Origin of the sequence: Clostridium sp. D5, assembly GCF_000190355.1 — a bacterium.
Lineage (GTDB): Bacteria > Bacillota > Clostridia > Lachnospirales > Lachnospiraceae > Faecalicatena > Faecalicatena fissicatena_A.
This window is the reverse complement of the sequence record NZ_GL870816.1, coordinates 215,407-235,018: the sequence shown is the minus strand read 5'-3', so window position 1 is coordinate 235,018 and position 19,612 is coordinate 215,407. Positions and strand designations below refer to the sequence as shown.

Annotated in this window: 16 protein-coding genes; 1 reads left to right on the top strand and 15 read right to left on the bottom strand. The window is 44.8% G+C overall.

Annotated features, from left to right (window positions below; genetic code table 11):
* Window positions 1–34 precede the first annotated feature (34 nt).
* The 11 genes from metG to HMPREF0240_RS24070 all read right to left on the bottom strand — a co-directional run bounded on the left by metG (window position 35) and on the right by HMPREF0240_RS24070 (window position 12,794).
* A complete protein-coding gene (gene metG / locus HMPREF0240_RS17345) occupies window positions 35–1,942 on the bottom strand; it encodes a methionine--tRNA ligase (RefSeq protein WP_035313958.1) in 1,908 nt (635 codons plus the stop codon).
* A gap of 842 nt (window positions 1,943–2,784) precedes the next feature.
* Window positions 2,785–3,297 (bottom strand): transcription repressor NadR, encoded by a 513-nt coding sequence (locus HMPREF0240_RS17335; RefSeq protein WP_009004720.1) that lies wholly within the window; start codon window positions 3,295–3,297, stop codon window positions 2,785–2,787.
* A gap of 34 nt (window positions 3,298–3,331) precedes the next feature.
* Window positions 3,332–4,183: a carboxylating nicotinate-nucleotide diphosphorylase gene (nadC, locus tag HMPREF0240_RS17330; protein ID WP_035313949.1), complete on the bottom strand. Its 852-nt coding sequence runs from the start codon at window positions 4,181–4,183 to the stop codon at window positions 3,332–3,334.
* Between the two features lie 131 nt (window positions 4,184–4,314).
* Entirely contained in the window at window positions 4,315–5,508 is a 1,194-nt protein-coding gene (locus HMPREF0240_RS17325) for an L-aspartate oxidase (protein WP_035313948.1), read from the bottom strand.
* Between the two features lie 20 nt (window positions 5,509–5,528).
* A complete protein-coding gene (gene nadA, locus HMPREF0240_RS17320) occupies window positions 5,529–6,434 on the bottom strand; it encodes a quinolinate synthase NadA (RefSeq protein ID WP_035313947.1) in 906 nt (301 codons plus the stop codon).
* A 331-nt stretch (window positions 6,435–6,765) separates the two neighbouring features.
* Entirely contained in the window at window positions 6,766–7,467 is a 702-nt protein-coding gene (gene deoC, locus HMPREF0240_RS17315; protein ID WP_009004716.1) for a deoxyribose-phosphate aldolase, read from the bottom strand.
* Between the two features lie 154 nt (window positions 7,468–7,621).
* Window positions 7,622–8,587: a carbohydrate kinase gene (locus HMPREF0240_RS17310; RefSeq protein WP_009004715.1), complete on the bottom strand. Its 966-nt coding sequence runs from the start codon at window positions 8,585–8,587 to the stop codon at window positions 7,622–7,624.
* 15 nt (window positions 8,588–8,602) lie between these two features.
* Entirely contained in the window at window positions 8,603–10,078 is a 1,476-nt protein-coding gene (locus HMPREF0240_RS17305) for a sugar ABC transporter ATP-binding protein (RefSeq protein ID WP_035313946.1), read from the bottom strand.
* 22 nt (window positions 10,079–10,100) lie between these two features.
* Window positions 10,101–11,114, bottom strand: coding sequence for a substrate-binding domain-containing protein (locus tag HMPREF0240_RS17300; RefSeq protein WP_148486367.1), 1,014 nt, complete (start codon window positions 11,112–11,114; stop codon window positions 10,101–10,103).
* Between the two features lie 59 nt (window positions 11,115–11,173).
* The gene (locus tag HMPREF0240_RS17295) at window positions 11,174–12,148 is read right to left on the bottom strand and encodes an ABC transporter permease (protein WP_009004712.1); all 975 of its coding nucleotides are present in this window, start codon (window positions 12,146–12,148) and stop codon (window positions 11,174–11,176) included.
* Window positions 12,149–12,437: 289 nt separating this feature from the next.
* Complete coding sequence (locus tag HMPREF0240_RS24070) at window positions 12,438–12,794, bottom strand: exosporium glycoprotein BclB-related protein (RefSeq protein WP_278245609.1); 357 nt, start codon at window positions 12,792–12,794, stop codon at window positions 12,438–12,440.
* 826 nt (window positions 12,795–13,620) lie between these two features.
* Between HMPREF0240_RS24070 and HMPREF0240_RS17290 the strand changes: the two genes are divergently transcribed.
* Window positions 13,621–14,625, top strand: a complete 1,005-nt coding sequence (locus tag HMPREF0240_RS17290) for an Rpn family recombination-promoting nuclease/putative transposase (protein WP_009004709.1) — start codon at window positions 13,621–13,623, stop codon at window positions 14,623–14,625.
* A 64-nt stretch (window positions 14,626–14,689) separates the two neighbouring features.
* On the opposite strand, the gene HMPREF0240_RS17285 is transcribed toward HMPREF0240_RS17290, so the two are convergent.
* The 4 genes from HMPREF0240_RS17285 to ltrA form a co-directional block, all read right to left on the bottom strand.
* Complete coding sequence (locus HMPREF0240_RS17285; RefSeq protein ID WP_148486366.1) at window positions 14,690–14,971, bottom strand: hypothetical protein; 282 nt, start codon at window positions 14,969–14,971, stop codon at window positions 14,690–14,692.
* A 139-nt stretch (window positions 14,972–15,110) separates the two neighbouring features.
* Window positions 15,111–16,667 carry a response regulator gene (locus HMPREF0240_RS17280; protein WP_009004707.1) on the bottom strand — a complete coding sequence of 519 codons (1,557 nt, stop codon included), beginning with the start codon at window positions 16,665–16,667 and terminating at the stop codon, window positions 15,111–15,113.
* Between the two features lie 295 nt (window positions 16,668–16,962).
* Window positions 16,963–18,276, bottom strand: coding sequence for an alpha-L-fucosidase (locus HMPREF0240_RS17275; RefSeq protein WP_009004706.1), 1,314 nt, complete (start codon window positions 18,274–18,276; stop codon window positions 16,963–16,965).
* 180 nt (window positions 18,277–18,456) lie between these two features.
* Window positions 18,457–19,608, bottom strand: a complete 1,152-nt coding sequence (ltrA, locus tag HMPREF0240_RS17270) for a group II intron reverse transcriptase/maturase (protein WP_083806316.1) — start codon at window positions 19,606–19,608, stop codon at window positions 18,457–18,459.
* Window positions 19,609–19,612: the final 4 nt, after the last annotated feature.

The window sequence follows — 19,612 nt, the reverse complement described above, 5'->3', positions numbered from 1 at the left end:
TTTTCACGCATTACTGCATTGAAGTACGCTATAATTAGCAGATTTCCGCACCTGCCGGCATGTCTTTTTCAGGGGTCATCAGTGCCAGATTGCCGTCTGCATCTTCTGCGCAGAGCAGCATTCCTTCTGACAGGACTCCCGCCAGTTTTGCCGGCTTCAGGTTTACAAGTACCATTACTTTTTTGCCTACCATTTCTTCCGGTTTGTAATATGCCTTAATTCCTGAAACGATCTGTTTTACCTGGCTTCCGACTTTTACCTGGGAGCAGAGCAGCTTTTTGGATTTTTTGACTTCTTCACAGGCTATGATTTCACCTACCTGGAACTGCATTGCTCCAAATTCATCAAATGTGATTTCGGGCTTTGCTTCTATGTCGATCACGGCTTCTTCTGCCGCATCTTCCGACTCGGCTGCCTGTGGATGAAACTCTTCTACTTTTTTCATCACTTCCTCCAGATCCAGTCTCTGGAACAGGATTTCTGGTTTGTCTGTTACATGGCCGTCATTTAACTGTTCCAGAATCTTTTTGCTTGTGGACGGCATGAAGGATTCCAGAAGTACAGCACCCGCGGAAATACCCTGGATCAGGTTCCACAGTACGGTTTCCAGCCTGTCTTTCTTTGCCTCATCTTTTGCAAGTACCCAGGGCATAGTCTCATCGATGTACTTATTGCAGCGTTTGAAAAGATTGAAAATCTCCGTAATGGCATCGGCTACACGCAGCTCATCCATCTTGGCTTCGACTTTCTTTGGTGTGCTCTCCATTACCGCCTTAAGATCGGCATCCACTTCCTCGGCAACCCCCTTGTCGCATACGGTTCCAGCAAAATATTTATTGGTCATGGAAACTGTACGATTTACCAGATTGCCCAGCGTATTAGCAAGTTCAGAATTCAGACGTTCCACCATCAGTTCCCAGGAAATGACACCATCATTTTCGAAGGGCATTTCGTGAAGGACAAAATAGCGAACCGCATCTACTCCGAAGAAATCAACAAGCTCATCGGCATACAGAACATTTCCTTTGGATTTACTCATCTTGCCGTCGCCCTGCAGCAGCCACGGGTGTCCGAAAATCTGCTTCGGCAGCGGTAGATCCAGCGCCATCAGGAAAATTGGCCAGTAAATGGTATGGAAACGGATAATATCCTTGCCGATCAGGTGCAGATCAGCCGGCCAGTCTTTTTTGAACTGCTCTGTGTTGTTTCCGTCACAGTCATATCCAATACCGGTAATATAGTTTGTAAGCGCATCCAACCATACGTACACGACGTGCTTCGGATCGAATTCTACCGGAATTCCCCATTTAAAGGAGGTTCTGGATACACACAGATCCTGCAGGCCCGGAAGCAGGAAATTGTTCATCATCTCATTTTTACGTGACACCGGCTGAATGAATTCCGGATGTGTATTTATATGCTCGATCAGGCGGTCCGCATATTTGCTCATTTTGAAGAAATATGCCTCCTCCTTTGCAGGCTGTACCTCACGGCCGCAGTCGGGACATTTTCCGTCTGCCAGCTGGGACTCCGTAAAGAAGGACTCGCATGGAGTGCAGTACATGCCTTCATAATGCCCTTTGTAAATATCTCCCTGGTCAAACAGCTTTTTGAAAATCTTCTGAACCTGTTTCTCGTGATCCTCATCTGTTGTTCGGATGAATTTGTCGTAGGAAGTGTCCATCAGATCCCAGATTCTCCGGATGTCTGCTGCCACATCGTCTACGAATTCCTTTGGCGTGATTCCAGCCTCTTCTGCCTTCAGTTCGATCTTCTGGCCGTGCTCGTCCGTCCCTGTCTGGAAGAACACATCGTAACCCTGGCTTCTTTTGTACCTTGCAATTGCATCTGCAAGGACAATCTCGTAGGTATTCCCAATATGCGGTTTGCCTGATGTATAGGCAATCGCAGTCGTAATGTAATACTTTTGTTTTTCTGACATAATCCTCTCTCCTTTGAGGACACCGCCCAGTCTGTGTAAGGGGCATCCAATTTAATCGTTGACCTGTACCAAAACGCTGTCAGACCTGTACTTTAGTGACACTGTTGTTATTTTTACATATAAAATGGTTTGTGAAATGAAATAGAGTTTCGCTTGCGAAACTCGCGCCTGCGGCGGTCGCATCGCGACATCCACAGCTTACGCCGCAGTGCGCATCCCGCCGGGAGGGCCTTTTATTTCATAGGAGTAGTTTCCTATGAAATAAAAAACCGCCTTCTTAATAAATATAAGAAGACGGATCAGTTCCGTGTTACCACTTCCAGTTCGCTCCGGCCTCGCGGACAGAGCCTCAGTAAGTGCCAGCCAGCACTTCTTCGCTGTAAAGGGCGAACCCATCGCAGCCTAGCACAAAACTTCCGGCATGATGTCTGCAAATCCCGTCGGATTATCTACCGTCCGTTTTCTGTTCGGTGCGCCACTCGGAAGCCATATTCATCTGCCCTTCATCCATCCCTCTCAGCATCCGTCCTCTGTGAGGCACCATGGGAATTCTCTGTGGAATGTCCTGCAGACTACTCTCTTCGTCACTGCGTTTTTCGTTTCTGTTGGTCTGTTAAAAAGCGTATCACAGCATTTTCTTAATGTCAAGGGCATGACTTCATAATTTCTAAAGATACTTTCATAAAGTTTAAATGATTCTTTTACAAACTATTAATGCTGACAACACATTTTTGTCACATTCTTTGTTTATATTATAAACATACAAAGCAGAAGTGCTTTTTCAGATAAATTTTCTTTTTCATACCTTTCTCCGCCGGAGCTCACAGCCCCGGCTTTTTTAATTACGGCTCTATCAGATATCCCTTCCTGCGCAGCATATCTTGTATCATCTCCAGTGTCTCCTCATTGTCGGCCTCTACTTTGTGGTAATGATAATTTGATGTTATATTCTTGAGGGGGCTGGATTTTCCACTCTTAATATCCTCCAAAAACTCCATGACTTTTCTTCTGGAATTAATGTTAAGTTCCGCCTCCATGTGCCCGTATACCCGATGGTTAATCATAACATTTACCACTCGGCCGCCCAGATCCACGATGGAGCACAGTTCATTTTCCAGGTCATCATCTGTATGGTTCACTTTAAACACACGGCTGAATGTCCGCGGTGTATTCAGAATGTACCCCCGGTTTGTGGAAATGATATCATGTCCGGAGGCCCGGATCAGGGCAATATCCTGTACAATAACCTGACGGCTCACTTCATACTCCTGCGCCAGCGTCTTGCCGGAAACCGGAACCGCACTGCTTTTTATATGGCTCACTATAGCATTCCTGCGTTCAGAACCTGTCATCATGTGATGCGCTCACCTGCCTTTCTTTCCAACCGATTTATACTGCATGAAGATTTTTCAGGGAAATATCCAGGATCGGTGCGGAATGTGTCAGCGCTCCGCTGGAAACGTAATCCACCCCAAGAGCGGTGATTCTGCCGATATTTTCTTTCGTCACATTACCGGAGCACTCGGTTTGGGCTCTGTGGTCAATGATTCGAATGGCTTCCTGCATCTCTTCTGCTGTCATGTTGTCCAGCATGATTATATCTGCTCCCGCCTCGACAGCTTCCTTTACCATGTCCAGGTTCTCAACCTCGACCTCAATTTTTCTTACAAACGGTGCGTAATCTTTTGCCAAATGAACAGCCTTTGTCACACTGCCGGCTGCACCGATGTGATTATCTTTCAGTAAAACACCATCTGAAAGGTTGTATCTGTGATTAAAACCGCCGCCAACCCGCACGGCATATTTTTCAAATATACGCATATTCGGCGTTGTTTTCCTGGTATCCAGCAATTTTGTCTTTGTTCCTTCAAGTAGCGCCGCAACAGAATGTGTATAAGTAGCAATTCCGCTCATTCTCTGCAGGTAATTCAGCGCTACCCGCTCACCGGACAAAAGAACCCGGATATCTCCGGTTACCTTTCCCATAAGCTGTCCCTTCTGAACTTCATCGCCGTCTTTACAGTAAAATTCTACAGAAACCTGGGCATCCAAAAGCTCAAAGACTCTTTTAAATACATTGAGACCCGCTATAATCCCGTCTTCCTTGCAGATCAGCTCCACCTCTCCTTTTACGGATTCCTTCATCACGGCGTTCGTGGTCACGTCCTCGCTGGAAATGTCCTCCTTTAAGGCCTCTAAAATCAGGTGGTCCGCCTGTAATGTCATTGTGATATCATTCATTGATCCTGTTCTCCCTTCTATATGCTCAGTTGTAATAAATTCTTTTTCTAAACAGTATTTGATCATTCTTCACGCAAGTCTGATTTTTTCACTCATAAGGGGCGCACACTTTTCTTGCTGCAGCTCATTTCTCAGGCTGTCTCTTCGCCTTTGATGTCTTCCCCGTACATGGCTTTGATCTTTGCCGCCGCTCTTTTTGCGAATACCAGGCTCTCCAGGAGCGAATTGCTTGCCAGGCGGTTGGCTCCGTGAACGCCGTTGCAGCTTGTCTCACCCACAGCAAACAGGCTGTCCATGGAGGTCAGACTGTCGGAATCCACCCAGATGCCGCCCATGAAATAGTGCTGGGCCGGAACGACCGGAATCCATTCTTTTGTTACATCATACCCCTCTTCCAGACAGTGCCGGCAGATATTCGGGAAATGACTCCGTATGGTTTCTTTCTTTATATTATCCATGGAAAGCCACACATAGTCTGTTCCATCCTTTTCCATCTGTTCATGAATCGCCTTTGTCACAATATCCCTGGGAAGGAGTTCATTTACAAAGCGTTTGCCTTCTTTATTGTAAAGAACGGCGCCTTCTCCCCTGACTGACTCGGAAATCAAAAAACGCCTGCCAGGTTTTTTGGAGTACAGCGTGGTCGGGTGAATCTGCACGTAGTCCAGATGCTCCAGACGGATGCCGTGCTTTCTCGAGATCTCGATGGCATCCCCGGTTAAATGAGGATAATTGGTGGAATGCATGTACGTTCCGCCGATTCCACCGCTTGCCAGGATCGTATAGTCCGCACGGATTTCCATGCTGCCGTCCGTCTCTGACTCCGCCAGAATACCTGCACATATTCCGTTTTCTTCTATAATATCAGTCATGGTCGTATATTCCAGTATTGTAACATTTTTGAGTTTCTTAACCTGGGACAGAAGCCGGCTTGTTATCTCTTTTCCGGTAATGTCCTCATGATACAGAATTCTGGGCCTGGAGTGGGCCCCTTCCCGTGTGTACGCAAATCCATCTTCGCTGCGCTCAAACTCCACGCCGTAACCTACCAGATCTCCTATAATTTCCCGGGAACTCCGAATCATAATATCCACAGATTCCTTCCGGTTCTCGTAATGCCCCGCCTTCATCGTATCCTCAAAATAACTGTCGTAATCATCCTCGTCCCGAAGAACGCAGATCCCGCCCTGCGCCAGGAAGGAATCACTGCTCTTAGTGTCTGATTTTGTTATCATCAAAATCTCTTTATCCTGCGGCAGATTCAGCGCGCAGAAAAGCCCTGCCACGCCAGTCCCTACAATTACGATCTCTGTTTTCATTTTCATAACAGCTCCCACAGCCTTTCCTATTTTGCCAATTCCAGCATCCTTTCCAGAGGTTTTCTGGAATTCTCTCTCCGTTCATCTGTTACCTGGACTTCATTGTCACCGGTCTCCAGCACGTGTCGGATTTTTTCAAGTGTGATCGTCTTCATGTCTTCACAGACAGGTTCGGTCTCTGTAAAGTAAAACTTTTTCTTCGGATAATCGTTCTCCAGTTTGTGGCGTACACCGTTTTCTGTGCAGATGATGAACTCCCTGCTGTCACTTTTACCTGCATAGTCTATGATTCCAGTGGTGCTTCCTATGTAATCCGATATCTCCAGCACCGCTTTTGGGCATTCCGGGTGGGAAAGAATCTCTGCCTCCGGATACTTTTCCTTCGCCTTTTTAATCTCCTCTACACTCATTTTTTCATGAACCGGACAGTAGCCCTCATTGTATACAAAATTCTTTTCCGGTACCTGCTCAGCCACAAAATGGGCCAGATTTCTGTCCGGGATAAAGAAAATATTTTTATTTGGCAGTGCTCTGACGATTTTCACCGCATTTGCTGATGTCACACAGACATCGGAATGTTCCTTAAGTTCTGCTGTGGAATTAATGTAACAGACCACGGCCAGATCCTCATACTGTTCCCGCACCTTTCTGATTGCAGCGGGGTCTGCCATATGTGCCATTGCACAATCCGCGGAAGCATCCGGCATCAGCACCGTCTTTTCGGGATTCAGAACCTTAGCACTCTCTCCCATAAAAGAGACTCCGCAAAATACAATCGTCTGTTCCTTCAGGTCTACCGCGACCTTGCTTAAATAAAAAGAATCCCCTATGTAATCCGCGATATCCTGCACTTCCGGGTTCACATAATAGTGAGCCAGAATCACAGCATTCTTTTCCTTTTTCAATCTGTTAATCTCGTCAACTGTTGTCATCTTTTTCACACCTCTCCCTGTCCCTTAGGACTGTCTGTTGTAAATTCTCACCATTATAGCACATAACTTTACAGGTGACAAGACAGTAATCATTGGGGTCAGACCCCTTTGCAAAGGGGTCTGACCCCAATGACCACCGTTTACCAGCAATTCTGAAAATTTAATTTCCTCCCCAATCTCCTTATCCTGCCATCCCCCGGTAAATCTGGATTTGACAGAACTCCTGGGTTTCCCCCTTCATATAACGCAAAAAGATGCCGGATAATTCCCGCATCTTTTCGCTATTATCTGCCAATGGATCGCAAAGGGGTCTGACCCCTCTGCAGCCCACTCAGCCAAGTACTACCGGTACTGATTTATATCCTACGCCCATCCTGTCAATTCCCATGTCTATCAGCTGAAGGAAATGTTCCCTGGTCCGTATGCATCCGCTTCCTTTTACTTTTGCCTTTCCATCCACTTCCTCCAGAATTACCCGGATGATTTCCGGTGCAGCGCCGTGGGCTTCAAATCCGGTGAGAAAACCGGTGCTGGTTTTCACAAAATCCACTCCCGCATCCATACAGCAATGGCATCCACGCCTTATCTGCTCCTCGCTTAAAGCATCTGTTTCCAGAATGACTTTGATTTCTCTGCCATATTTGTGGGCCGCTTCTGCACACTTTTTCAGGTCTTCTGTGACTTTATCGTATAATCCTGCTCTGAGCCAGCCGAAATTTGCTACTATATCCACTTCTTTTACAGTATCGTATTTTGCTGCGTCTTCAATCTGCTGTACACGGGATTCTGTTGAGCTTGTTCCAAATGGAAAATCTGTTACCGGGCAGAGCATGGTGTCCGTTCCCTTTACGTATGGTTCGCACAGTTCCATATAACCGGGGTTAATGCAGATCGTTGCACAGCCGAGCTTCACCCCGTCTTTCGTCAGTTCAATAATCTCTTCCTCTGTGAATTCCGGCTTTAACACGGAATAATCAATGTATGCGGCCAGCTCTCTGGTTGTCATTTCACATGCCTTTTTATCAGGTTTCATTTTGTCTCCTCCTATTGCCTTTTTTATCATTTATTATCAACTCTTATTGAGAGTTAATTTCTATATCAGCATACTGAATGCTTATAAGATACCAGGAATTTCCCTTTATGATCAGCCCCGGAACCACTGATCAGTAAATATCCGTAATCATCAGTTACACAATCATCCCCTGCTTCTCTAAAAACTCCCTGATCTCCGGTAAAGACGGTGAGCCGTTTGTGCCGCCCCGCTTTGTGGCAGCCAGCGCACCAGCAGCATTCGCGAATCTCAGGATCTCCGGAAAATCTTCTGGGATAATCCTGTCGATACCGCCCTTCTTCTTAATCCCGAAGAGAAGCCCTGCAAAAAAACTATCCCCCGCGCCCGTAGTATCTACTGCTTCGATCTTATAAGACGGAATCAGCCCGGATCTTCCATTCATATAGTAAAAAGAGCCTTTCTCACCCAGCGTAATAATTATGATTCTGCATCCAAACCCCGCGAGAATTTCCGCCGCTTCCCGCCAGTTTGCACTCCCTGCAAGCAGGCACGCTTCCTCCTCCGATGATTTATAAAGCGTGACATAGGGCAGTGTCTCCCGCATAATACGTATCATTTCCTCTTCACTGTTCCAGAGATTATATCTGTAATTTACATCCAGCACGATGGGAATATTTTTATCGTACACCGCGCGCAGAAGCCGCCATGTTGCGGACCGAACAGGCTCATCTGTCATACTCATTCCCGAAAAACCGGCCATGGAAGATTCCATCACCTTCCCGATTGGCACTTCACTCTCCTGCAGCCAGAGATCCGCACCGAACCGCCTGGAAAAACTAAAACTTCTCTCTCCGTCTTCCCTCAGCGTCACAAATGCCTGTGTCGTAAAATGCAGCGGATCCATGACACATCCGTCCATACTGACGCCGTGCCCCTCCATTTTTTCCCGGATCAGCCGGCCCATACAGTCCTCGCCGATCTTTCCCACAAACAACGTATTCAGCCCCAGCTTGCTTCCTGCCGTCAGAAGATTGGCCACCGTTCCGCCCACCTCACACTGGTAAACGGGAGCCTCCGGAGTATACTGAGGCGCCGGGATAAAATCAATCAGGGCATCCCCGATTGCACATAAATCATACATACTGCCACCTCGTCCTTAATTTGTTGCAAATGTCATCAGCGTTTCTTCCGAGCATTCGTCAATATCAAACAGCCCTGTCTGACGTCCCTCATTCATCACCATAATGCGGTCGCAGGTTCCCAGAAGCTCCGGAAGTTCCGAAGAAACCATAATAATCGAAAGCCCTTTCTCAATCAGCTGGTTTAAAATCTCATAGATCTCTTCCTTCGCTCCCACATCCACGCCTCTGGTCGGCTCATCCACCAGGAGAATCTTGCAGTCTGCCGCAATCCATTTGGACAGCACCACCTTCTGCTGGTTGCCGCCGCTCATAAAATTCGTAATCGTATGCGGTGAACCTGGCCGTATGTGAAATGTCTCAATATACTTTCTGGTTACTTCCGCTTCTTTTCCCGGCGTCAGCCTGCCGAAACGGTTCTTATACTTCCTGAGCGCAGGCACAGTCATATTGAAAATCATATTCTGCTGGAGCATCAGCCCCTCCGCCTTCCGCTCCTCAGGAACGATTCCCAGCCCCGCCAGGATACCTTCTTTAACATTTTTGAAATTCACAGCTTTGCCTTCCAGCTCCACAGTACCTTCATCTATGGGATCCGCGCCGATAACCGCCCTCAGAATCTCCGAGCGTCCGGCCCCGGCCAGGCCTGCAATCCCCAGAATCTCGCCCTTATGCAGGTCAAAATTAATATTCTCAATAACCCCTTTTCTGGTCATTCCTCTGACCGAAAGCACGACCTCGCCCATATTTCTCGTTCTTTTCGGGTAAATATCCTTCACATCGCGCCCTACCATCTTGCTGACCAGTAACTCCGTTGTGTACTGCTCTGCCGGGCCACTCTCCACCAGCCTTCCGTCCTTCATAATGGTCAGGTTCGTGCACAGCTCAAAAATCTCCTTCAGCCGGTGTGATATGTAGATAAATGTGACTCCCTCCGACGCCAGCCGCTTCACAATATCAAATAACCCCTCCAGCTCACTGTCTCCCAGAACCGCCGTAGGTTCATCCAACACTACAATCTTGGCATTGCGGGACATGGCCTTGGCAATCTCCACCATTTGCCTTTTAGCAACACTCAGATCTTCCACCACCGCACGGGCATCCAGATCCAGCTTTAATTCCTCCAGAACCGCTTTTGCATCCTGTTCCATTTTCTTATAATCAATCTTTCCCATACGGGTTTTCGGATATCTGCCCAGAAAAATATTCTCAGCTACAGTACGGTGAGGCAGCAGCATCAGCTCCTGATAAATAACCGCAATCCCCTTTTCAATCATTTTTCCAGGTGATGTATTCTCAATCTTTTCTCCGTCCAGCAGAATCTCCCCGCTGTCCAGAGAATAAGCACCCGATAAAATCTTCATCAGAGTAGACTTTCCGGCACCGTTCTCGCCGACCAGCGCATGGATCTCACCCTTTTCAACAGAAATCGATATATCGTCCAGCGCCTTCACCCCCGGAAAACTTTTTGAAATATGGTTCATTTTGAGCATCGCTGCCACCTCCTGTGCCTGCTTACAGTCCTTTTCCTATCCAGTCTTTTACATTGTCCTTATCAACAATCGTCGTATCCAGTTCCCAGCGGGTATCCACTCCATCGCCCTCAAGAATCTCATATGCAGCCTGCATTCCTTCAGGTGCACAGTATGGATAAACAACAGTAAAGAACATATTACCGTCTTCTATCTCTGAAAATGCAACTTCCGTTCCGTCCATTCCAACAATCAGAATGCCTTCATCATCACGCCCTGCCGCACGCAGCGATTCCAGTGCGCCCAGTGCCATCTCATCATTGTGGCAGTAGATCGCGTCAATCTCGCCAGGTCCGAATCTCTGCAGAGTATCATCCATAAATGCCATCGCATCTTCACGGAGATAGTCGCAGTACTGTGTTGCAATCACTTCCATGTCTGGGTATTCCTTTTCCAGCTGTTCTGCAAATCCGTCGTGACGGTCGATTGTTGCCGAAGCCCCTGCCGTTCCCTGAACCTCTACGATCTTACCCTTCTTATCCAGCGCCTCTGCCAGCTTATCCGCGGAAGCTACGCCCATGGGTTTATTCTCCGCACCTATAAAGCAGGTCACCTCACACTCTACATTTCTGTCCAGAGTGACAACCGGGATCCCCTGCTTCATCGCCTTCTCGCATACTGGTGTCAGCGCGTCCGAAGTCAGCGGAGAGATCAGCAGTAAATCAATCCCGCGGGCCAGAAGGTCTTCCACATCCTGTACCTGAGTCGCCGAATCATTCTGACCATCCGTTGTAATACATTCAAATTCCGGATAATTTTCCTCTGCATATTTTACATTTTCATCCACCATCGCTACACGGAAGGGATGATTCATGGTCCCCTGTGAGACACCGATTACAAACTTCTTGTCTCCGCTGTCAGAAGCTTTGTCCTTATCTGCCTTCTTGTCCGCCTCTTTTGTTTCCTTTGTCTCTTTGGATGCCCCATTGCTGCACCCTGCCGCCATCGTTACCGCCATTGCCATACACAACATTACACTGAATATCTTCTTTTTCATTCACCTTTCCTCCTTTTGTGAATTTGATATGTACTAAAGCACCCGTGTGCTGTTAGTCCTTACTTGTTCTTCTTCGTCCTTCGCTCCAAAAGAACTGCAAGAATAATGATGACACCCTGTATAACCTTCTGGATGAACGGGGAGATTCCCATCAGGTTCAGAATATTATTAATAACAGAGATTAGACATGCACCAATCAGCGTACCGGCTACGCTTCCGCTGCCCCCTGCGGTACTTGCACCGCCGATATAAACCATAGCCAGGGCGTCCAGTTCATAGCCCTCGCCTGCTTCCGGCTGTCCGATCCCAAGCCTGGATATAAAAATGATGGCAGACAATGCGGACAAAAAACCGGTAATCACAAAGCACAGCGTCTCCACTTTTTTCGTGTTAATGCCGCACAGCCTGGCCGCCTCGCGGCTGTCTCCCAGCGCATAAACGCTGCGCCCGAACTCTGTGTACTTCAATACGTAAAATGCAACTGCAAATACCGCCAGAAATATGTACACTGGCACCGGAACTCCCAGAATACTGCCCTGTCCCAGGAAGGAAAAGTCTATACCGGAATCCCGCCAGTTCTGTGGAGAACCATTTGCAATGTATCTGGCTACTCCGCGCAGAGCCGTCATCGTGCCCAGCGTCATAATGAATGGTGCCAGCTTGCCCACAGTAACGCCGATTCCGTTGATCAGACCAAGGACAACTCCGATCAGCAGGCTTGCTGCCACAGTCACCACCGGGTTTATCCCCTTCTGCATCATAATGGCAGCGGAAACGGCTACCACGCCGACAGTGGAACCGACGGACAAATCTACGCCTCCGGTCAGAACAACAAATGTCATTCCCATCGCAATAATTCCGTTCAGGGAAACCGAACGCACCACATTCACCATATTGGCCGGCCTCAGAAAATTAGGGGAAATAATAGCTGCAATTATACAAATTAAAATTAACGCCCACAGAATTCCCATTGCCTTTAAATTTTTAATAAGCGAACTATTTTCGCTTACTTTCGTTGTCTTACCTTTCCCCATAATCAACCTCCTGTTTATTTGTCTCAAATGTATGATACATTTAATATATATTATTCATTTAATATTGTCAATAATTTTATAAAATTCCGCTAAAAACTAACATTTTGCACAAAAATCGTGCAGCAGTTTTTACTAAAATGACGTTTTTTGTTTGCTGCGGAGGGCGGGAAGACGCAGGCAGAAGTTAGAATCCCTTTACAACCGGGTAAAAAATGGCGATCGCCCAGCTAAATATAGCCCGAACGACAGCCCCTGATTTTAAATGCATTAAGAAACTATTGGTATTTATTTAAGTGATCGCAAGACCTGCACTTGCATACCCTGTGACTGTATTAACCAGATTCAGTCCGGTTGCTGTTGCCGAAAATACGAGCATCAGCCGCGTTTGTGGCGTTACATTGATGTTTAGTCCAGTAACAGATCCCGTCAGTAATGTTCCGATTGATAGGGCCCCACTCAAAGACGGTGAGAGATTTAGCAGGGTTCCAGCTATCGGTGAAAAAGTATTATTTGGTACCGTCGACTGGTATATCTGAGCTCTTACAATAACTGACGTACCAACTAATGACAGTGCTACAGTAGTGCTGAAAAATGCACTTAATGATGTTATTGTACCGGACTCTTGGTATCTGAAAAGCGTTTTAATGAGAATGGAGACATATAATCCCAGAACGAGAAGTAGTCGTATTTATCTACCTCAAGAATACCCCAATGAATTTTTGAAATACAGTAATTTCAAACAGCGAGGCTTGGAATGACAAAAAATTTACTGATTATTTACGATTCTCTTACTGTTTCCTTACAGAAAAGGCATAGATTGTGGTGGATCTAAATACATCCTCCTTGCGAAACACCGGCGAATAAAATCCGGGATAGTTCACAGCATTAGGGACAAACTGGGTTTCCAGGCTCAGGCCGCAGTACCCCTCATACAGGATTCCGTCTTTTGCTGCTGCCATCTTTTAAGTATCAGGTTCATTATAGAAAGAAATCTTTCCCCCTCACAGCAGGCATATTCTAGAAAATGTGTAATAATTTAATAGAAATTTTCTTGAATTCACAGGCAGATCATGTTAAATTAAATGCACCTGGATGGAAACCAACCAGGCACATTTCAAACATTCTTTATATCTAATCATAATGGAGATTTTCATTCTTTTGGGCAAATTCGTCCGATAATTCAATGTTTGAAAAAGAATAAAGGCTTACAGAGGCAGAAACAGGTGATGCTTATTGGCAGAGTAGATACTAGAGCGTGTTTGAAAATTCATTGCTGCAATATGCCGCCCCACTTCACGGTCTATTTACTGCCGAATCCAGTCAACGTAGCCCACTACGCCTCCTGAATTTGGCAGTAAATACCCCGCAAACTGGGACAACATCTTGCAACAAGCAATTTTCAAACACGCTCTAGTACATCAGTATGTAATGATATTTTTATGCAGACAAATAAGACCAGGAGAAAATAGAATATGGGAAAAAGTGATGTATATATGAAACGCTGGCTTTCCAATAAACAACGCTTTGCAGATTTGATAAACGGTTCTCTTTTTCAGGGAAGACAGATCTTTTCGGGTGAAAATCTGAAGGCTGAAGGCAAAGAACAGGGGGTTGTTATCCGAAATCCTGACGGTAAAGAAATAGCAGTTCAAAGATACCGCGACATTATAATGATGGCCAAGGATCACACAAGGATCGTCGTGCTGGCATGTGAAAACCAGGAGGAAATCCACTATGCCATGCCTGTGCGCGGAATGCTCTATGATGCTTTGAGTTATGCAGACCAGGTGAATCAAATAAAAAAAATCAGGAGTAAAGATAAAACTTTTGCTGGTGCAGCAGAATTTCTGTCGGGATTGAACCAGACAGACCTTCTGTTCCCTGTCATAACGGTTATCTTTTATTATGGTGAAAAAGAATGGGACGGAAAGCAGGAATTACACGGACTGTTGGGGATGGACAGAGAAGAGTACCAGATACTAAAACAATACGTGCCTAATTATAAAATTAATCTCATTGATGCAGGCAATCTGGATGAACAAATGTGTTTTCAAACTGATTTACAGATTGTATTCGGGATGCTAAAATGTAGAAAAAGTAAGAAAGAACTGCTGGAATATGTGATCAAGAATCAGGAATATTTCGGTAATATAGATGAAGAATCTTATAATGCACTGCGGGTAATGCTTAGATCCGAGCTGGGTTTGAAAGAAGCAGAGAATAAGACAGGAGGGATAGATATGTGTAAGGCACTGGATGATTTATACCAGGATGGTGTGAATAAAGGAGTGGAGCTCGGGCGCGAACAGGGAACTGAGCTGGGCCGGGAGCAGGGAATTAAAGCTTTTATCCTTGACTATCGGGAGGAAGGTTTCAGTGAAGAAAAGATAAGATCCAAGCTTGTCAGACGGTTTTTCATAACGCCCGAACAGGCACAGGATTATTGTAAGGCAGATCTTACTGGCACAGCTCCTTGAATGTCAAATAAATATAAGCGAAGCCATTGCCACTATAAACTATGTACTGGCAATGGCTTTGCTTTTACTCCTTAATTACAAACCGCCGGCTCTTCCACCGCCCGAACTTATAATAAATGATCCCAATAACAAACGGCGTAAAGCTGGCAAGTGCATCTCCCAGCCAGAATCCCATGTACTCCATCTTCAGAGCGACTCCGAACAGTAGGCTCAGTCCAATCCGCAGTACAATCCCGTCCAGGATTGCCACAGCAAAGTTAACCTTATAATTTCCGCTGCCGTTCAGCAGTGCATTCATCGGACAGCGGAACGCGCTTTCAAGGATTACCAGAATGACAATACTCAATTCCGCCCACAAGGTATATGTTACGGTGTGCCTTCTGGACTTACTATTATATTAGCACCTATTTTTTATCTATTCTGTAGCTAAAATTTAGAATTTGTGCAATATCTGATTCCTGCAGAACTCAAAAGTCTCAAAGGGGTCAGACCCCTCCATCTTCTTTATATTCTTTCGGTGAAATTCCTGTATATTTTTTAAAAAAATAAGAAAAATATGTTGTATTCTCAAATCCCAGGGCTTCCGCAACTTCATAAATTTTCATATCGGTCCTTCCCAGATACTCTTTTGCTTTTTCAACTTTTTTCTCATTTATGAAGTTAATAATCGTATTTCCCGTTGCTTCTTTAAATATTCTGCTTAGATAACTTAAGCTAACCCCTATGCTTCTGGAAACCTCAGATACAGTAATACATTTTTCATAATTTTCTTCTATATATTTTTCACACTCATATACTATAATGTTCTTTTTACTCACAGCTACTGCAATATATTTCGTTGTCACACCAATAACTTTCTCCAGAATCTCCGTATATTCACTTACATGCCTGCATTGATATATCATTTTAGAAAAGTCTGTCTGGCCGCCCATCAGATCATCCAGTGTCTTGTCAAAATCCGCCAGAACTTTCCTGCACCACGTTAATATACTGATTCCCGAATCGAGAGCTGTGTTTGTATTCCCTTCCATTGCTTTCTGATAGGCAATCAGCTTATGGAATGCTGCCAGAGCCTCTTCTGTTTTTCCTTTTTTTATCAGATATCGTAACTCTTCCTGATACTTATCCACCTCCGTCAAATACTTCCTGCTTTCTTTTTTATATTCTTTATAGTAGTTGATTTTGCTCTCTTCATTGAAAAAGCTTTCCCTGACCGCGTATTCTGCTTCCTCATACATTTCTTTAAGTGCTAAGACGTTTTCACTCCTTTTACTGATCCCAATATATACATACATCTTCATGAAGTTATCCATCATCTCTATAATTTGCAGGCATTTATTCTGGATATCTTTCTGAAATGGCTCAGATACATCCCTCAGTACTACTATGTACATATTTTTCTGTACAGCTGCACCATATACCATGTGCGTTTCAAATACCATCTTCAGAAAATTCTGCAGGCTTTTATATGTATAATCCCTTTTTTTATCTTCACTCATACGGAAATGAAGCGCCATAACCACGTAACCACTGCCTAAATCTAATCCGGTACCCTGAAATTTTGTCTCTATTTCATCTTTTTCATACAGCGATTCATCAAAAACGGCATTAAAAAAACTTTCTATTAAAATACTCTGATCCTGCTCTGTCTGTTTTGATTCTTCTTCCCTTATCTGATCTTTTGCTTTATCAATTGCCTGGAGCAGCTCCTCAAAAGCACCTGTCTTTATTACGTAATCCACAACATTATACTTGATTCCTGACTGGGCATAAGAAAAATCCGCATATGCAGTCAGCAAAATGACCTTGACCGGCAGTCTCTGCTCCCAGATATACTTTGCAATTTCAATACCATTGACTCCCGGCATCTGAATATCCAAAATCAGGATATCCGGTGTTATAACATCTAACTCCCGCATTACTTCCTGGCCGTTGGTCGCAGAATATACAAGCTCGCATTCGAGCTTGTCCCAGTCTATTAATGTCTGCATTGCCTTTTTCATAATTGGCTCGTCATCTGCTATAATTACTTTATATGCCATCTCAGTACCAAAACCTTTCCTGATTTTAAAGTCAAAACCCGCGGACAGTTTTCAGATATACATCCAAACATTTCCGCCAGGCCCGTTTCTTACACTTAAGTCAAATACCCCGCAGCGAGCTGCGGGGTATTTAACCCTCGCGGCAGTCGCCAAATGGACATGCAAGCATGCCCGCCTGGCTCATTGCCCGCGGAAGTAAATAACATGGTACATGTTCGTTTTATTATATCATTCCAAAATTTTGTTAGCAATGCATATCGTCTGAAGCCATTATTCTTCTGCCCCTTTTGAAGTGTTACCCTTCTGAAAGCTCCAGTTCAATAACATTATCTCTGGTTTCTTCTACATGAAAAGAATAGTATTCCGGATTCCCATAATTTACAAACTGGCAATCCGGAAATTCCCTGGCTACCCATGGTGTCAGCAATAACATCTCACTTCCATCGCTAAGCCTTCTGGCTTTCTTTACCCTGCCCTTTACCCCGGGTAAAGCGATTGCACCAATACTTTCTTCCATTACATGGGCATACAATTTATTTCCTTTTTGTGTATAACGCCCCCACTCCGGCTTTTCAAATTCGGACATTCCACACCCGTAGATGCTGTCTGAATTTTCGTGCATCCATTCTCCCACTTCTTCCAATATCTGAAGCTGCCATTTCGGTATTTCTCCCTTTGCAGTTGGTGAAACATTAACAATCATATTACCATTTTTGCTGGTGCACTCTACTAACTTTCTGATAATCTGTGCTGCCGTTTTATGATGCAGATCCATCGGAGTATAACCCCAGTTGTTGTTCAGTGTAAAACATGCCTCCCATGGGATCTCCTGCCCTGAAGGTGTCTTAAGTCCCTTCGGAGGTATAATCATCTCGGGGCATGCAAAATCTCCGGAAAAGATTGTAGGCTGGTCTGTCATAACCGAGCCATAAGATTCGCCATTTGCTTCCAGCCTGCCATTCATGACAATATCCGGCTGCAATTCCCGGATCATGCGGATCAGTTCTGTACCGCCCCAGTCTTCCCCCAGATGCCCTTCATAAGAGAAATCAAACCAGAGCAGATCTATCCTGCCATAATTGGTCAGCAGTTCTCTTACCTGATTGTGCATATAGGTCAGATACTTATTGAAGTCTCTTTTCTCATCCCTGATTTCTTCATTATTTCTATCCGGATGATACATATCACCGTAAGCCGGATATTCCGGATGGTGCCAGTCCAGAAGTGAATAATAAAATCCAACCTTTAATCCCTCAGCCCGGAATGCATCTGCAAACTCTTTTACAAGATCTCTCCCACATTTTGTATTTGTACTCTTATAATCCGTGTACTGACTGTCAAACAGACAGAACCCTTCATGATGCTTTGTCGTGAGAACGGCATATTTCATTCCTGCATCTTTAGCTGCTTTTGCCCACTTTTTCGGGTCATAATGAACAGGGTTCCATTCATCAAAATATTTTTCATATTCCCTCTGGTTAATCTCTTCGTCTCCCAGTCCCCATTCTCCACGTCCTGGAATTGCATATAATCCCCAATGGATAAACATTCCGAATCTGTCTTGCATAAACCATTTTGTCCGTTTTTTTCTTTCTTCAAATATATTCATTCTGTATCCCCTTTTTTAATAAATTCATAAATCTTTGTCATTCTTGTACCATAATGAGTTTTGCCCAGTTTCCCTGGCATAGTTTAGTAAAATCATATCTCACGATATGAAGTCCTTTCCAGAACCGTACGTGCGGCTTTCCCGCATACGGCTCTTCATAATAACGTTTACAGTTACATGCTACGCATAGAGATTGAAGTATTTCTTGGGATAAGCTAGTGGGTAATATTCCAACATCTGCCTGAATCCCTCCCAATTGTAGCTTTTCTTCTGACTTCTGCGGTTCATCCAGCGATATAGCAACTGTGTTGTGTAGTAGTGATATTTTACCAGTGACTGGATGTTATAGGTCAAACCATAGTATCTGTAGTGCCCCAGCAACTTAAGATTTAGTTTCGGCATTAGCACTTTTAGCGGCGTTGTCCGGTTATATTTCAACCACTGTTTCATTTCCTTTAACTTTGTTGCTAACCGTTTTCCATTGGTCTTCGGCTTTACACAGAACTTTCCTGCCTGGTTTTCACCGCAATAGAATGTGAATCCTAAGAAGTCAAAAGTCTCGGGTTTCCCCTCTCCTCTTCGCTTTCTTCTTTCTTGCGCATATCTCCCGAATTCCAGAAGTCTGCTTTTACTCGTCTCAATCTCTAACCCATATTTTCTCAATCGCTCTTGCATTTCTTCGTAATACCGCTCCGCTTCGCTCTTATGTTCGAAACCTGCCAAATAATCATCCGCGTAAATTACCAGAAAACTCTTACCTGAACCTCGCTTCTCAAAATACGCTTTGTACCACAGTACCAATACATGGTGCATATAGATATTTGCCAATATCGGACTTATGATATTTCCCTGAGCTGAACCCACCTCATTCGTTTGGTACTTTCCGCTTTCCAGCACTCCTGCTTTCAGATATTTCTTTATCAGCCAGAGTATATTTGGGTCTTTGATATAGTACTCTACAAATTTCAGTGTCCATTCATGACTCATATGGTCAAAGAATCCCTTTATATCTGCATCCACAACGTAATTGATTCGTTTGCGTACGATACTGATACACAACTCTTTGATTGCCATATGACAGTTCCGGTTTGGCCGAAAGCCATACATATTCTCTTGAAACTTTGGTTCGTACACTGCTTCCAGTATCTTCTTCAATCCTAACTGCACTATCTTATCTTCATAGGACGCTATTCCCAGAGGACGTTTCTTTCCATTTGCTTTTGGGATGTATACCCGCAACGTCGGCTTTGGCTTATAAGCTTTATTCTTTAGCCTTTTCACCAGATTCCTGATGTTTATCCTAAGGTTCTGTGCGTATTCTTCTTTGGTTATTTCG

What these genes read in the sequence shown, in the direction of transcription:
- metG (WP_035313958.1), bottom strand. Translation starts at nt 1,942, where the DNA reads ATGTCAGAAAAACAAAAGTATTACATTACGACTGCGATTGCCTATACA.
- HMPREF0240_RS17335 (WP_009004720.1), bottom strand. Translation starts at nt 3,297, where the DNA reads ATGATGACAGGTTCTGAACGCAGGAATGCTATAGTGAGCCATATAAAA.
- nadC (WP_035313949.1), bottom strand. Translation starts at nt 4,183, where the DNA reads ATGAATGATATCACAATGACATTACAGGCGGACCACCTGATTTTAGAG.
- HMPREF0240_RS17325 (WP_035313948.1), bottom strand. Translation starts at nt 5,508, where the DNA reads ATGAAAATGAAAACAGAGATCGTAATTGTAGGGACTGGCGTGGCAGGG.
- nadA (WP_035313947.1), bottom strand. Translation starts at nt 6,434, where the DNA reads ATGACAACAGTTGACGAGATTAACAGATTGAAAAAGGAAAAGAATGCT.
- deoC (WP_009004716.1), bottom strand. Translation starts at nt 7,467, where the DNA reads ATGAAACCTGATAAAAAGGCATGTGAAATGACAACCAGAGAGCTGGCC.
- HMPREF0240_RS17310 (WP_009004715.1), bottom strand. Translation starts at nt 8,587, where the DNA reads ATGTATGATTTATGTGCAATCGGGGATGCCCTGATTGATTTTATCCCG.
- HMPREF0240_RS17305 (WP_035313946.1), bottom strand. Translation starts at nt 10,078, where the DNA reads ATGCTCAAAATGAACCATATTTCAAAAAGTTTTCCGGGGGTGAAGGCG.
- HMPREF0240_RS17300 (WP_148486367.1), bottom strand. Translation starts at nt 11,114, where the DNA reads ATGAAAAAGAAGATATTCAGTGTAATGTTGTGTATGGCAATGGCGGTA.
- HMPREF0240_RS17295 (WP_009004712.1), bottom strand. Translation starts at nt 12,148, where the DNA reads ATGGGGAAAGGTAAGACAACGAAAGTAAGCGAAAATAGTTCGCTTATT.
- HMPREF0240_RS17290 (WP_009004709.1), top strand. Translation starts at nt 13,621, where the DNA reads ATGGGAAAAAGTGATGTATATATGAAACGCTGGCTTTCCAATAAACAA.
- HMPREF0240_RS17280 (WP_009004707.1), bottom strand. Translation starts at nt 16,667, where the DNA reads ATGGCATATAAAGTAATTATAGCAGATGACGAGCCAATTATGAAAAAG.
- HMPREF0240_RS17275 (WP_009004706.1), bottom strand. Translation starts at nt 18,276, where the DNA reads ATGAATATATTTGAAGAAAGAAAAAAACGGACAAAATGGTTTATGCAA.